This window comes from Methylomonas sp. 2BW1-5-20, assembly GCF_052474515.1.
In genome coordinates, this window is the sequence record NZ_CP184127.1 from 2,538,954 (window position 1) to 2,551,861 (window position 12,908).

Genomic DNA, 12,908 nt, shown 5'->3' on the forward strand with positions numbered 1-12,908 from the left:
GCCCGTGCTTCGCCGACTGGCTTTGCAGCACATCCGCGACTACCTACAATGCCCAAATGCCGAACCGCTCCGGCTTTTATGCACCCGGATAAACCGACCATGAATCTAAAATTGCATTTATTGTCACGTGTCTCAGCAGTCGCATTTTTATGCTTGCTGGCCACGCTGGCTTACGTGCTGCATCACAGCGCGGCACAATCGGCAACACTTGCGCAAAACACCTTGGCTGCGTTGAGTAAACAGTTGGAGATTCAGCTACTACGGGTCAGCGCCGGAGAAAAACCCGCCACTCCATTCCCGGATTTCGATTTATGGAAACAAACCGGCAGCGAACCCGGTATTTGCGCCAGCTATCTAGCAATAGACGGCGCAACGGTGCGCAATTATTGCAAGGGGATTGATTTATCCGCCCATGGCTATCCGCAAAGTTTTGCCGTACTGTACCGGCTACTTTTCGAACCGGATATCGCATGGCGGCGGCCGATCACTTTCAACAGCCAGGTTTACGGGGTATTGACCGTGTCGGTCAGCGCGGAAATGGCCATAGCCCAAGCGTGGGAAAATATCCGCTATTTGCTGGCACTATCCGTGATGACGATAACGGCAGTTTGCCTGTTGGTCTATTTAGTGGTCAGCCGCGCCCTGCACCCGGCTCAGATCATCGTCGCCGGCCTGAATCGCCTGCGCCATGGGAATTTGGCTTACCGTCTACCCGATTTCGAATTGCTGGAATGGCGGCAAACCGTGTCGGCGATCAACCAACTTGCCGACGATCAGCAACAGCTATTACATGAGCGACAAAAACTGGCGGTAATGCTGATGAATTTGCAAGAAGAAGAACGCCGGCATCTGTCACGGGAGCTGCACGACGAACTGGGTCAATGCCTAAGCGCGATTCAGGCCGTCGCTACGGGCATGGCGCAAACCGCGCAACAGCGTTGTCCGGAATTAACGGTGGAAGCCGAACAAATCAGCCGCTTTACCCAGGCCATGCAGAACAGCGTACGCGATTTATTAAGCCGGTTGCGACCGGCGGAGCTGGATGAGTTGGGTTTGGACGCCAGCCTACGTAGCCTGACGGCGCGTTGGAACCGCTTAGGCCGGACTCGTTTTGCACTACGCATCGTCGGAGACTGTAATTTAATTCCCGGTCCGCTCGCCATTAACCTGTTTCGCATCGCTCAGGAAGCCGTCAATAACATCGCCAAACACGCCTCCGCCGGACAAGCCGAGATCACGCTCAGCATTGCCGCCAACCAAGTTTCGATGACGATACAAGATGACGGCAATGCCGCCCGCTTGCCGTTTGCGACAGGCCCCGGCATCGGCCTGCTTGGTATGCGCGAACGTGTACTGGCTTTGAACGGCAGCTTCGACTTGAGCATCGCCAAACCGCACGGCTTGATCGTCGACGCCCGGCTACCCCTGCCTCAGCCGGAATCGGGCCGATGAACGCTCGGCAAACAATCAGCATCTTGTTGGTGGACGATCATGCGATAGTCAGGGAAGGTTACCGTTCCCTGCTCGGCAAACAAGCCGATCTGCGAGTAATCGCGGAAGCGGCGAACGGCGTAGATGCCTATCGCTTATACAAAGAACACCAACCCGATGTGGTCGTCACCGATTTGACCATGCCCGGCTCAAGCGGCCTGGAGTTGATTGCCCGCATCAAACAACGCGATAGTAAAGCCAGGATCCTGGTGTTCAGCATGCATCAAAACCCCAGTTTTGCCCACCAAGCCTGCCGCGCCGGTGCCTTGGGTTACGTCAGCAAAAGCAGTGTGCCGGAGATGTTGCTGCACGCGATTCGCGAAGTCTACGCCGGCCGCCATATCCTCAGCCCCGACATCGCTCAAGCCCTGGCTTTGGAAAAACTCGGTAGCGAAACCCTTGCGCTGGACAGCTTAACGACCAGGGAATTCGAAATATTGCAGTTGCTGGTTCAAGCCAACTCCCCCGAGAATATTGCCAAAACCCTGAATATCAGCCCGAAAACGGTGAGCAATTGTCATTACCTGATCAAACGCAAATTGGGTGTAAATAGCGATATTGAACTGACGAGATTGGCGATTAAGTTGAATGTACTGTGTCTGTTGGATCTGGCGGATACGGCAAGTACATTAGAGCCAGCTGAGTTCGACCCCGTTTACTATCTCAAACTTTAATCAAGTTGCGCCGTGACTGTCCTGAAACAACGCTTTCTACGTCTAACACACCCAGTCATCGATCAGTTAATCGCATATTGCTTTGGTGTCGCCAGAGACTCTACCAGCGCCAAATGCCCAGCAGCGTCGAATAATATCCGTTGTTCGGTGAAAAATTCGGCGGCGGCATCAATGGCGTCCAGCATCACGGCAACGACAAAACGCTCCGCATGCGTCGATGCCACCATTTTTTCCGGGACGGCCGATTCAATCCGCAGGGTTTGCGAGGATTTATCGAACGAATGCAAACGTAAACCTTCGAAGTCGGCTTTTTCCTGGCGGCTGGGCAATAAAAAAGTTAAGTCCAAAATCGGCGCTCTTTTTTGTATCGGTTCGTCGCGCAATCCGGCTAAATCGATGGCGGCTTTAATGATGGCTTTACCGATTGCACTTTCGTCAAGTGCGCGGTCCGGCATCATGGATGCAATGTGTATAGTCATTTCAACCTCGCTAAGTAATCCGTGTTTTAGATTACTCAGCAAGACTTGTTCCAAAGTTTCCGTTTAACACTAAATAACAGTATTAAGGCGCAAATCAGTATATTGATCTGTGCAGGCAACGAATTGGCGTCCAAACCAAGCGATAACCGGCAATGAAAAGTCGGTTATGCTGAAAACCGGGCTGGGAGCGTTTGTTGTAAAGTTAACAAAGCCGGCAAATCAACCTGCGATACAAGCGATCACTGACAAAGCGGCAAAAACCTTACATCCATATAGTTACGCATCCCAATTCGTTTCGCCGCGCCTTGAGATAAGTTGCTGAGTCGGCTACTTTTGTCTGCTAGTCACACCGAGAGTATCGGCTACCGTGGAAAACAAATGTCCTTTGTTAATGAGCATTAACCCCAAATGAATGACGACGGTAGTCGGTGTATGGGCGATGTTCAGTAAGTTCGCAAAATGTAATTGACTCTGGCTCGGACAATTCAAACGGTGGCAACATGAAAAATTAAGGTAGCGCGTTAACATTGCCAGATTAACCTATGTTTTTAAAAACTTATCACTATTCTTTTACTCCCGGAATAAGTGTACAAAGAAATGCAGCGTCAAAAATAATGCAAAAACATTTGCGGTGCTACACAAAAATATTAGATAATGGACCGGTTATTATCGCTGTTTAAAAATGCGGGAGTGGATTAGACTTCGGATTCGAAGAGCACTAACTTAAGGAAATTTGGTAGAAATCTACTTAAGTTAGTAAGCATTGCTGAAGGAGCGTCTCTATTGAGGACTCATGCGCCAAAAGCGCATTGCTAACTCAAACCCTCTTCCGCACTAAATTAAGTCTTGACATTGACTTGAATCTTAACGATAATAAGCGGCTCAGATAAGCGCCCGTAGCTCAGCTGGATAGAGTACTCGGCTACGAACCGAGCGGTCGGGAGTTCGAATCTCTCCGGGCGCGCCATATCGAGAATGCGAAAAATATTAATCCCCTGTAGCTCAGTCGGTAGAGCGGGTGACTGTTAATCACTAGGTCGGCGGTTCGAGCCCGTCCGGGGGAGCCAAATAAATCAAGGGCTTGCAGCGATGTAGGCCCTTTTTTTTGCCTGCTTGGGACGCTGGCGGGACAATTTTATTTAACACCCCACAATAGAGCACGATTAAAGTTGTGGATTGCAATTTCGTTGCTATATACTGAGCAGCTGTTATAAAAATTACTAAGACTACAGGCATGCAATTGAGCGAAATGCAGCTACAAGAAGCTAACGAAGAAAAATTTGATCAAATCAAGGTTGCATGGCTTGATTTGTTGCAAGAGAGCAATCATGATGTCTTCAAAGCTGAATATACGCAACTCTTTGACACAATAACTGCAGGAAAGTCTTGGGGTGCGCTAGATGAACGCTTCAACGTGCCAATCTATCAAGTTATTGAGGGTGAAGACAAGGTGTGGGCAATTGTTAATATTGTTCAATCACGACAAGGCTCCTCAACTTGGATAAAGCTAATGGACATTTACATGTCCCCAGAAATTGATACGAGTACTGACAACGAAATCAATACAACCAAAAGACTGGAAGTGTTCACTACGGCACTAGGCGGGATTTTTGCATTGACGAAAAACGTAAATAATGCTAATAAGCTGAAAATATATGGCAGAACAGACGTTTTAGTTGCATTTCTTCGGGGAATGCATGATGTATTTTCAACAATCAACGCAATTGGCACAATCAGGGGCGTTGAGACTTCAATCGAGGGCAGGTGGCTTGTGTTCAGCCCTTGTTAGTAATTTAAAATTAAAACGGAGCAATCACATGATAATCAATCTGAAAAGCACGACCTCTCTAGGTCTTGCTATTAGTGGGAACGAGAACCAAGTTATGGAAGCCATTAGATTTGCAGCCAAAAAAAGCGCTTCAGCAATGGGGCCTCGTTTTAAAGATGTGTATTATCGTAGCTGCCAAACCATGGTCGAAGTAAAACAAAAGGCAGCATAAATTTAAAAGATAACTCCAGACCCAAAAAGCCAGTCCGATACCCTGGCTTTTTTTTATAAGCCCCTCCTCTTTCTTCTAGTCCCCTAAAAAACCATTCAATACTTGGCCGGAATAATGCCGGGTAGCGTCCTTTTGCGCATAAAATGTCCCTGAATTGTCCCAAATCTCAAATGTAATTATTATTTATTATTTAAATCAATAGATTAATTAATTTGAATGGGTGACTATGTATCACTTGTTGCCGTTTTTTGGTCTTTGTTGTAGACTTTTGACGAAGTAAAAAAACAGGTCTGGAAGTGCTACCAACACCGCCAGACCCTAACCACCACTTAACGAATCGGGTTAAGCAATGGCTACCGCAAATTATACCGCCATTGCCCCAAGGGGATTACATGGCAACTATCGAAACACGCGTCACCGACACCGGCGATAAATCCTATCGGGTTAAAGTCCGGCTGAAAGGCTACCCAGCGCAATCCGCAACCTTTGAACGGTTGACCGATGCCAAAAAATGGGCAGCGGCTACAGAATCGGCAATCCGTGAAGGTCGACACTTCAAAACCGCCGAAGCCAAAAAGCACACACTGGCCGAAATGGTGGATAGATACATCAAGGATGTATTGCCTACTAAACCCAAACAAGCAACTAAGCAACAGCAGCAGCTTGAATGGTGGAAAAACAAAATTGGCTCTTATGCCCTTGCAGACATAACCCCGGCCATGATTGTGCAATATCGGGATGAACTAGCCAGCGGCGAAACCTACCGAGGAACACCCCGAAGCCCTGCCACTGTGGTTCGATACATGGCGGCGCTGTCCCATGCTTTTACTATCGCCGTGAATGAATGGCAATGGCTCGAAGATTCACCCATGCGAAAAGTTAAAAAACCGAAAGAGTCACGGGGGCGGGTTCGTTTCTTGGATGATGTCGAGCGGGAACGGTTTTTAGCAGTATGTCAGCAATCCACCAATAAACAGCTTTATCTGTGCGTAATCCTGGCGCTTTCTAGCGGCATGCGGCAAGGTGAATTGATGGGCCTTAAATGGCAGGACGTAAACCTTAAAGACGGGTTCATTATTCTGCACGAAACCAAGAACGGCGAACGGCGGCGGGTTCCTTTAGCTGGTCATGGTTTGGAACTATTGCGAGAACATGCCAAGGTTAGGCGGCTTGATACCGATTTGCTATTCCCCGGAACCATTCACGCACACAAGCCGATAGACCTGAGAAAACCCTTTGAAAATGCCCTACAAGCGGCGCAAATAAATGATTTCCACTGGCATGACCTAAGGCATTGCACCGCGTCTTATTTAGCTATGAACGGCGCTAGTTTGGCCGAAATTGCCGAAGTTTTGGGCCACAAAACCTTAGCCATGGTGAAGCGTTACGCCCACCTGTCAGACGGCCATGTAAGCAACGTGGTTGCCAGCATGAACGCTAAGATTTTCGGGGGTGTTTGATGACGCATTCAATAGAGAGCCATTGGACAGAGCCGAAAACGGAAAATATCGATATAAACGATGAATTTGAAACATGGGTTTACGAAATACTAATAAACGGTGATGCGATTGATTGGGCTTATTGGTCTGATCGAACATCCATTACATCAGAAGAGGCCGCAAAAATAACTTACTTTATCGAAGCAAAAGCGGAGGGTAGCCGCAATCGAAAAACCCCAAGTGAGGAGTTATTACTAAAGGTTAAAGACAAAGCTGCCTGGCTTGATGACCGGTGCAAACAATGGAGCTTAAAAAGCCTAGTTGAAGAGTTAGGCAACGATGCGCCTGTGAGAATGCGGGAGGCCGTAACAAAACAAAGGATTGATGAAGCTAGCAAGCATTGCTTTGATATTCAGCCGTTAGAGCCACTAACCAATGAAGTAAAGCAGGATTACCATAGGCGGGCGGCGTGGTCATGGGTTGATGCCATTTATATCTTGCAGGGTTACAAGCCTGTTTTTCAGTTAAGTACCGAACAAGTGCGTTCTCATTTTCCTAATGAGGTGAATTATTTTACACAGTCAATGCAACTAGGCCATATTGGGAAAGAAATTAACCAAGCAGGTGAAAGGACATTTATTGACTCCCCAGCCAACTGGCAAGCATTTTGGCAAAAGGCTAAACACGACAATTTACAGGCGCCAGTCGAGACTCTTGGAAGTGACATCAAAAAACATGATATTAGCGAAAATAAGGAATTCCCTCGCGTTATAGTTCAATGGCTTTATGATTTGTGGATTGAAAAAGGGGCGCCTGAAACTAGAGTATTTTTCAGAATTCTAAAAAAAACTATTGGAATTAAAGGCAGCCCGATAATTGAGCATTGGGGAGCCGGTTCACGGGATGGTGGCTTCCATTGGAAAACTGGCAATATTGAAGATGATATGAGTTATAAGAGATTAGGAAACATAATATCGGAAGATTTTAAAAAACGTGTCAAGCCCCTATAGATAAATAATTTCCCGACTGTATTTCCCGGCAGTTTTTCCCGATTCATGCACGGGAAAGCTCGGGAAAAAACAGGCATTACAAATTACCCCAAGCCGCAAACAGCAACACCAAGCGGCGAAACATCAATCTTTATCAAAATTGAATGTAAGGGATAATTTATGACCGCTACAGCAACACTTACCGCCCAGCCCGCTAACCGGCTGATTCCCGTTCCAGACTGGAATAAACACCATTCATGGCCTCCAGTCGGGGGCTTGCGTCACTTAATCTTCAACGAAAAAACCAACGGATTTGCCACCGCGTTTAAGCGTGTTGGCCGCCGTGTATTGGTGGACGAGCGCGAATTTTTCCGTGTTGTCGACGAGCAAAACCAAGGGGGTAAATAAAATGGCCGCCCCTAAACTACCCAGAACCGACACCCTGACAGGCCGCGCCCTAATGCGTCTAATGACCGGTCGCAAATTCACCCACCGCGACTATCAGAACGAAACAGCAAGCTATCGGCTTTCAGGCTACATCGAACAGTTACGCAACCGCCACGGCTGGCCGATTGAATCCACCGAAGAAACCGCACCAACGAAAGACCCTATCGGCAGAAACGCCACCTATTCCCGCTACAGCCTAGACCCCGAGTTTTTAAGGAGTGTAAGGGCTGAAATGGGAGAGCGGTTCGATAACTTTATCGAGGCAGTTAAACGGTTCGAAGCGAAGGGGGAAAAATGACCCGAGAAAGAAAAGCTACCCTGCACGGCAATGCAAAGGCGGCCAATATCAAACAACAGCAAGGCCATTTTACCCAATCAACCAAGCGCGTGAAGCAGGAATTTATCCGCTTGGCGGTATGGTGGCGAATAGCCTGGGGTACGTTGATATGAATAATACTAACCTTGCGCCCTATATCGGCGCGGGGTTGGCTTTAGTGCCAATCCCACCAATAAACGGCAGGCCCACCAAAGCACCACGCGCAAAGGGTTGGCAATTGCCGAGAACCGCAGACAATCCAAACGGCTATAGCTCTAACCTTGATGCATTATCGAATTGTGGAGCGGGCTTTAACTTTGGTTTGCATCATGGCGCATCGAATACGCTGGCGCTCGACCTGGATGATGTGGAACGGGCGCGAAAGGTGTTCGAAGAGCTGACCGACTTCCAGCTTTTTGACTGGCTAGAAAGCGAACAGCGGGCCGAAGTCAAAAGCCCGAAGCCGAACCGGGCGAAGTTGCTGTTCAAACTGCCGGCGGGATTCCAAGCCCCTGGCGTGAAGCAGTGCAAGAAACCCAAAGCCGGCAAGCCGAAAGAATACGATGTGATTTTCGAGCTTCGATGCGGCGACGGGGCGCAAGATGTCATTGTCGGCGAGCATCCGGACTACCCCGGCCAGCGGTATCAGTTTGTCGGTAATCCGGCAGCGATACCGGAAGCGCCGCCGGTCTTGCTGGATATGCTGCAACACTGGGACGCCTGGAAGCCTTGTTTTGATTCGGCGTTGGGTATCGAGCCAAAACCGCCGGACATTGCACCACGGCAGCCACAGCCAGCCGAACAGTTAGCCGGCAGGCGTGACCCTATCCAAGCGTTTAACCAGTCTTTTCCGCTGGCCGATGTTCTGACCCGGAACGGCTACCAGCAGAAAGGCCGGGATAGATTCATCCGACCGGGCAGCGCATCCAAAGCGCCGGGCGTTGCCATCATGCGGGATTGTGCCGACGGTATCGAGCGGATTTATTCGCACGGCGGCGACCTGTTGAACGACGGCTTCGCGCACGACGCCTTCGATTGCTTCCGCTTGCTGGAATGTGGCGGCGACTTTGCCGCGGCGCTTAACTGGAACCCTGAAATCACGCAACACAATCAGCGGCTACACAGGCAGGAACAGGCCGGAATCGCGCCAGAATTGCCACAGAGCGGCGGCGAGCGACCTGGACAAGCCGAGGCAAGGCAAGCGGCAGAATGGCAGCCATTCCCGCTTATTCCGGCGCATCGTTTGACCGCAGAGCCGGTCGCGATTGATTGGCTACTGGAAAACATCATCGAGCGCGGCAGCCTGAATTTGCTGTTTGGCGAGCCGGGTGCGGGCAAGTCGTTATTCGCCTTGGATTGGGCGTTTTGCATGGCGGCGGGTATAGCCTGGCACGGCTACCGCACCAAGCCGGTTGATGTCGTTGTCGTGGCCGGCGAAGGGCATGCAGGCATGGCGCGGCGGCTTAAGGCGTTAGAGTCAAAATATCAACGGCAAGCGCCGGAACGGTTATTTATCAGCCAACGACCGGCCAACCTGATTGACGGGACAAACGCGCAATGGATAGCCGACAGCATCAAGGCCAGTTGTTCCAATCCTGGTTTGGTGATTGTCGATACCTTGCACCGGAACATGGACGGCGACGAGAATAGCAGTCAAGACATAGGCCGGTTTATCGCCAACCTGGACGGCTTTTTTAAGCCTTTGGGCGCGGCGGTCTTGGTCGTTCACCATAGCGGGCATGGTGATAAACAGCGGAGCCGCGGCAGTTCCAGCATACGCGCGGCCATGGACGGCGAATTTTCCGCCACCAAGGACGGCAGCGCGATTGTCCTGGCTTGCCACAAGGCCAAAGACTTCGAAGCCTTCAAACCGCTGCAATTCAGCCTAAAACCGATTGATTTGGAATGGTGCGACGATGACGGCGAACCGCTGACCAGCGTTTATTTGGAGCATGACGGCGAAGCCAAGCCCACCGCCAAAAAGCGGAAATTATCGGCGCGGGACGATGCCATTTTAACCAGTCTAAGCGAAGCCATCGCGGCGCACGGGGTAGAGCCGACCGCCGAGATAAAAGCCAAGTTTGGCGGTTTTGATTCCTTGCGCGGCAATCAGCAAAAAATCGTCAATATCGAGCATTGGCGGGAACTGGCCTACAAGGCCATCGTGGTTGATACCCATACCGAGGATGCCAAGCGTAAAGCGTTTAAGCGATGCCGCGACAAGCTACTAAATCAGGGCTTTACCGTTGAATACGATGCGTACGCTTGGCGGATTTTCGAATGATAGCGGACGGACAACGGACAGGACCGGACAAAATTAAAAGTTGTCCGGGGTTATTAGCCGGACGGACACGGACACACTTCTATAGAAGTGTCCGGTTGTCCGGTAACCTGTCCACCCTCGCAGACTGGTTAAAACCTCACTGAAACATGCAGAGATAGAACACTATGCCAACGCCAAAATTCAAACCCGGCCAAAGCGGAAACCCGGCAGGCCGCCCTAAGGACAAAACCCCGGCTACATTGCTTAGAAAGTCGATAGCCGATGATATGCCGGAAATCGTTAAAACCTTGGTCGGGTTAGCCAAGGGCGGCGATGTACAAGCGGCAAAGGTGTTGCTTGATAGGATATGCCCACCACTCAGGCCGCAAGCCTTGCCGGTCAATATCGAAACCGGTGCAACCTTGCCTGAAACCGGCGGTAATGTCGTTAATGCCACGCTAAACGGCAGCATTGCCCCGGATATTGGTTCGATGCTGATTAGGGCATTAGCTGAGCAAGGCAAATTGATTGAATTTCAGGAAATGGCCGACCGCTTGCAACGTCTTGAAAAACTATTGGAGTCCAGAAGATGAAACCCGCCCAAGTGAATAAACTTTATGCCAAGCTGACACCGCACGAACAAGCGGCGCTAGTCACTGAAGCCGCTGCAAGGCTTGACGAGAGCGAAGCTGATGCGATTATGGAACAAGTCGAGCGTAAGCATTACATAGCCACCCACGCCGATTACACAAGGCGCATTCACGCACTAACGGCGCTTGTAGGGCAATATGGCATCGAGTATTGGAAAAATCGAACGCTGATGCTGATAGCTTGCGATTATGTCGACCAAGGCAAGCAGGAAGCCGAAGCCCCGGCCTTGCGGTTCCTGGCAAAATGCTTAGCGCTCGAATCGGCAATTGTCGAAGTCTGCAACCGGCTTAAAGTCGATGTAAAGGCAATTAAGACAATGGCGGGTTGTCCTGATGATGATGTAAAGCCGGAAGAATTGGAGAATGCCACCCCTGACTTGGTTAAGCAATATGTCGAAATGTTTTCAAGGTTGGTTAATGGCTGAAATCCGCATAGTATGGCGCTTTTATTTTATGCAATATTGTTACAATCAGGGAGCTTTCTTGTTTGGCTTTTCGGGTATTGGCTTTTCGCACCTATTGATTATTTGCCGGTAATTGCAATTCTTGTTGTTGCGATAAAAAAAGAATTAAACTTCCTGTTGCTCTAATAACTGTATCAGTTGGGTTTTGTTTGCAATATTGGTGAATCCATTCTAGCGGCCCCCAAATATCGTGGCTGGCACTGTTAACGTCACCAGTTTTTGAAACAAACAAGTTATAAGCAGAAAGGTATCCCGACAGCCATTGTGCGTAAACATTGGCTTTTGTGCTATAGGTAGTTCCTTTATATTTAAGCATGTCCCTTGGGCTATTTTCTTTAAATTCAAGTACGAGTGCGCCGCAAGAGTCTGCCCCAGTCCCGTAAAACGATATAATTTTATTTGGGTCATTAATTTCCGCAATACTTGTTGTTGCAGCAATCGTCAGCAGGGCTACGAATAACATTCTTGCATTGGTTAACATACAAATTCCTGTGATGAGTGTTTTTTGACTTTATCATCTTTACTTAGAAAAATTACAAGTAGGCAATAGATTTTCATGGGGCACTGGCGGGACACTTGCGGATAAATAAAGGCAGCAAGCAGCAACATGTCACAAACAACGTAACAGGCTAACAGATTGATTTAATTGTTATTGTTTGTTGTGTTGTTTTGTAAATTATTGAATTCGTCGGACTGTTAATCACTAGGTCGGCGGTTCGAGCCCGTCCGGGGGAGCCAAATAAATTAAGGGCTTACATGAAAATGTGGGCCCTTTTTTTATGCCTGAAATTTTCAGGGCAACCTTGAGAAGTCATCTTTCAAATGAATGCCTCTAATATGACCGGCTTGAACGCCAGTGTAACGCCGCGCGATTTTTGTCGCAATTTTGCGCGATTTTTGTCGTTAATAATTTCAGATTTTAACGCCCGAAATTCCGGTGCGATCACGAAAAATCAGCCACATCAAAATCCAAATCTGATTCGTCAGAATCATCAGCCAAAATCCTCGCCAAAAATAGCCGGCCATCCGACGCTAATATCATAATCGGCAGGTGTAGCATCTATGCCTATCGCCAGCAGATGCGATCGACAAACAGCCATAATTTGATCTTGCCTTGCGCCATCGGCCGCGACTAAATCGAATGCAATTTGCACAGTAATCGTCACTTGCGATCCATCCATCGTTGACCATAAAACGGCCTGGCCATCGATACTGATAACATCTGACATAGCGCCGCCGGCCGCAATCAAATCACGGGCTTTATCTTTCAGCCCTAAATGCTGTATCAAACTGAATTCATCGCTATGAAACCACTTAGTTAGCCCATCAATAACCAACGGCGTACCGCCACGCCAACGACGACCGCGTTCAGCATTTACTTGTTGGACTTTCGCATTGCGAATGCCGATATCGGGGACAGTTACAGTCGCGCCGGCTGGCCGTGAAACGCCTATATCAGTAATGAAATGCTCGGAGCCATCAGGCAAATAATACACACCACGATGGTCAACCACGTATGTCCAGACGCCGTCGACGGCAACCGGCCACAATCCGGGGTTAAGATTTGGCGCAACATCAAGAGAATGAATCGGCTTAATAAATTCGCCTTCTTCCAAGGGGCTTTCTTGCGCTTCGTATTCATGCGTATACGCGCCGCTTTTCTCGTCATATAGATAAACAGTTTTCATAGCTAGCC

Annotated in this window: 15 protein-coding genes and 2 tRNA genes; 14 read left to right on the forward strand and 3 right to left on the reverse strand. The window is 49.0% G+C overall.

All coding sequences use genetic code 11. From position 1 onward, the window contains the following. Positions 1–99: 99 nt before the first annotated feature. Positions 100–1,452, forward strand: coding sequence for a sensor histidine kinase (locus ACH50O_RS11510; RefSeq protein ID WP_446807936.1), 1,353 nt, complete (start codon positions 100–102; stop codon positions 1,450–1,452). Beyond that, positions 1,449–2,165 carry a response regulator gene (locus tag ACH50O_RS11515; protein ID WP_446807937.1) on the forward strand — a complete coding sequence of 239 codons (717 nt, stop codon included), beginning with the start codon at positions 1,449–1,451 and terminating at the stop codon, positions 2,163–2,165. The genes ACH50O_RS11510 and ACH50O_RS11515 overlap by 4 nt, the downstream gene beginning before the upstream one ends. Positions 2,166–2,227: 62 nt before the next feature. Here ACH50O_RS11515 and ACH50O_RS11520 read toward each other — a convergent pair whose 3' ends face one another. Next, positions 2,228–2,644, reverse strand: coding sequence for a hypothetical protein (locus tag ACH50O_RS11520; protein ID WP_446807938.1), 417 nt, complete (start codon positions 2,642–2,644; stop codon positions 2,228–2,230). A gap of 890 nt (positions 2,645–3,534) precedes the next feature. Between ACH50O_RS11520 and ACH50O_RS11525 the strand changes: the two genes are divergently transcribed. The 12 genes from ACH50O_RS11525 to ACH50O_RS11580 all read left to right on the forward strand — a co-directional run bounded on the left by ACH50O_RS11525 (position 3,535) and on the right by ACH50O_RS11580 (position 11,173). Then, positions 3,535–3,611, forward strand: a tRNA-Arg gene (locus tag ACH50O_RS11525). Between the two features lie 24 nt (positions 3,612–3,635). Next, positions 3,636–3,711, forward strand: a tRNA-Asn gene (locus ACH50O_RS11530). 167 nt (positions 3,712–3,878) lie between these two features. Then, the gene (locus ACH50O_RS11535; RefSeq protein WP_446807939.1) at positions 3,879–4,433 is read left to right on the forward strand and encodes a hypothetical protein; all 555 of its coding nucleotides are present in this window, start codon (positions 3,879–3,881) and stop codon (positions 4,431–4,433) included. A 28-nt stretch (positions 4,434–4,461) separates the two neighbouring features. Beyond that, complete coding sequence (locus ACH50O_RS11540; RefSeq protein ID WP_446807940.1) at positions 4,462–4,644, forward strand: hypothetical protein; 183 nt, start codon at positions 4,462–4,464, stop codon at positions 4,642–4,644. Between the two features lie 494 nt (positions 4,645–5,138). Then, entirely contained in the window at positions 5,139–6,104 is a 966-nt protein-coding gene (locus ACH50O_RS11545; RefSeq protein ID WP_446807941.1) for a tyrosine-type recombinase/integrase, read from the forward strand. Then, complete coding sequence (locus ACH50O_RS11550) at positions 6,104–7,093, forward strand: hypothetical protein (protein ID WP_446807942.1); 990 nt, start codon at positions 6,104–6,106, stop codon at positions 7,091–7,093. Before ACH50O_RS11545 ends, ACH50O_RS11550 begins: the two co-directional genes overlap by 1 nt. A gap of 159 nt (positions 7,094–7,252) precedes the next feature. Beyond that, a complete protein-coding gene (locus ACH50O_RS11555; RefSeq protein ID WP_446807943.1) occupies positions 7,253–7,480 on the forward strand; it encodes a hypothetical protein in 228 nt (75 codons plus the stop codon). A 1-nt stretch (position 7,481) separates the two neighbouring features. Continuing rightward, on the forward strand, positions 7,482–7,817 hold the full coding sequence (locus tag ACH50O_RS11560; RefSeq protein WP_446807944.1) for a hypothetical protein: 336 nt from the start codon (positions 7,482–7,484) through the stop codon (positions 7,815–7,817). Next, positions 7,814–7,969, forward strand: coding sequence for a hypothetical protein (locus ACH50O_RS11565; RefSeq protein WP_446807945.1), 156 nt, complete (start codon positions 7,814–7,816; stop codon positions 7,967–7,969). Before ACH50O_RS11560 ends, ACH50O_RS11565 begins: the two co-directional genes overlap by 4 nt. Continuing rightward, positions 7,966–10,119, forward strand: coding sequence for an AAA family ATPase (locus ACH50O_RS11570; protein WP_446807946.1), 2,154 nt, complete (start codon positions 7,966–7,968; stop codon positions 10,117–10,119). Before ACH50O_RS11565 ends, ACH50O_RS11570 begins: the two co-directional genes overlap by 4 nt. Positions 10,120–10,283: 164 nt before the next feature. Further along, the gene (locus ACH50O_RS11575) at positions 10,284–10,691 is read left to right on the forward strand and encodes a DUF5681 domain-containing protein (RefSeq protein WP_446807947.1); all 408 of its coding nucleotides are present in this window, start codon (positions 10,284–10,286) and stop codon (positions 10,689–10,691) included. Next, positions 10,688–11,173 (forward strand): hypothetical protein, encoded by a 486-nt coding sequence (locus ACH50O_RS11580; RefSeq protein WP_446807948.1) that lies wholly within the window; start codon positions 10,688–10,690, stop codon positions 11,171–11,173. Before ACH50O_RS11575 ends, ACH50O_RS11580 begins: the two co-directional genes overlap by 4 nt. Positions 11,174–11,264: 91 nt before the next feature. Here the strand turns inward: ACH50O_RS11580 and ACH50O_RS11585 are convergent, their stop codons facing one another. Together ACH50O_RS11585 and ACH50O_RS11590 are read right to left on the reverse strand one after the other, a co-directional pair. Beyond that, positions 11,265–11,693 (reverse strand): hypothetical protein, encoded by a 429-nt coding sequence (locus ACH50O_RS11585; RefSeq protein WP_446807949.1) that lies wholly within the window; start codon positions 11,691–11,693, stop codon positions 11,265–11,267. A 511-nt stretch (positions 11,694–12,204) separates the two neighbouring features. Beyond that, positions 12,205–12,900: a DUF4376 domain-containing protein gene (locus ACH50O_RS11590; protein ID WP_446807950.1), complete on the reverse strand. Its 696-nt coding sequence runs from the start codon at positions 12,898–12,900 to the stop codon at positions 12,205–12,207. Between the last annotated feature and the right edge of the window lie 8 nt (positions 12,901–12,908).

What these genes read in the sequence shown, in the direction of transcription:
- ACH50O_RS11555 (WP_446807943.1), top strand. Translation starts at nt 7,253, where the DNA reads ATGACCGCTACAGCAACACTTACCGCCCAGCCCGCTAACCGGCTGATT.
- ACH50O_RS11540 (WP_446807940.1), top strand. Translation starts at nt 4,462, where the DNA reads ATGATAATCAATCTGAAAAGCACGACCTCTCTAGGTCTTGCTATTAGT.
- ACH50O_RS11565 (WP_446807945.1), top strand. Translation starts at nt 7,814, where the DNA reads ATGACCCGAGAAAGAAAAGCTACCCTGCACGGCAATGCAAAGGCGGCC.
- ACH50O_RS11575 (WP_446807947.1), top strand. Translation starts at nt 10,284, where the DNA reads ATGCCAACGCCAAAATTCAAACCCGGCCAAAGCGGAAACCCGGCAGGC.
- ACH50O_RS11580 (WP_446807948.1), top strand. Translation starts at nt 10,688, where the DNA reads ATGAAACCCGCCCAAGTGAATAAACTTTATGCCAAGCTGACACCGCAC.
- ACH50O_RS11590 (WP_446807950.1), bottom strand. Translation starts at nt 12,900, where the DNA reads ATGAAAACTGTTTATCTATATGACGAGAAAAGCGGCGCGTATACGCAT.
- ACH50O_RS11510 (WP_446807936.1), top strand. Translation starts at nt 100, where the DNA reads ATGAATCTAAAATTGCATTTATTGTCACGTGTCTCAGCAGTCGCATTT.
- ACH50O_RS11570 (WP_446807946.1), top strand. Translation starts at nt 7,966, where the DNA reads ATGAATAATACTAACCTTGCGCCCTATATCGGCGCGGGGTTGGCTTTA.
- ACH50O_RS11520 (WP_446807938.1), bottom strand. Translation starts at nt 2,644, where the DNA reads ATGACTATACACATTGCATCCATGATGCCGGACCGCGCACTTGACGAA.
- ACH50O_RS11515 (WP_446807937.1), top strand. Translation starts at nt 1,449, where the DNA reads ATGAACGCTCGGCAAACAATCAGCATCTTGTTGGTGGACGATCATGCG.
- ACH50O_RS11560 (WP_446807944.1), top strand. Translation starts at nt 7,482, where the DNA reads ATGGCCGCCCCTAAACTACCCAGAACCGACACCCTGACAGGCCGCGCC.
- ACH50O_RS11550 (WP_446807942.1), top strand. Translation starts at nt 6,104, where the DNA reads ATGACGCATTCAATAGAGAGCCATTGGACAGAGCCGAAAACGGAAAAT.
- ACH50O_RS11585 (WP_446807949.1), bottom strand. Translation starts at nt 11,693, where the DNA reads ATGTTAACCAATGCAAGAATGTTATTCGTAGCCCTGCTGACGATTGCT.
- ACH50O_RS11535 (WP_446807939.1), top strand. Translation starts at nt 3,879, where the DNA reads ATGCAATTGAGCGAAATGCAGCTACAAGAAGCTAACGAAGAAAAATTT.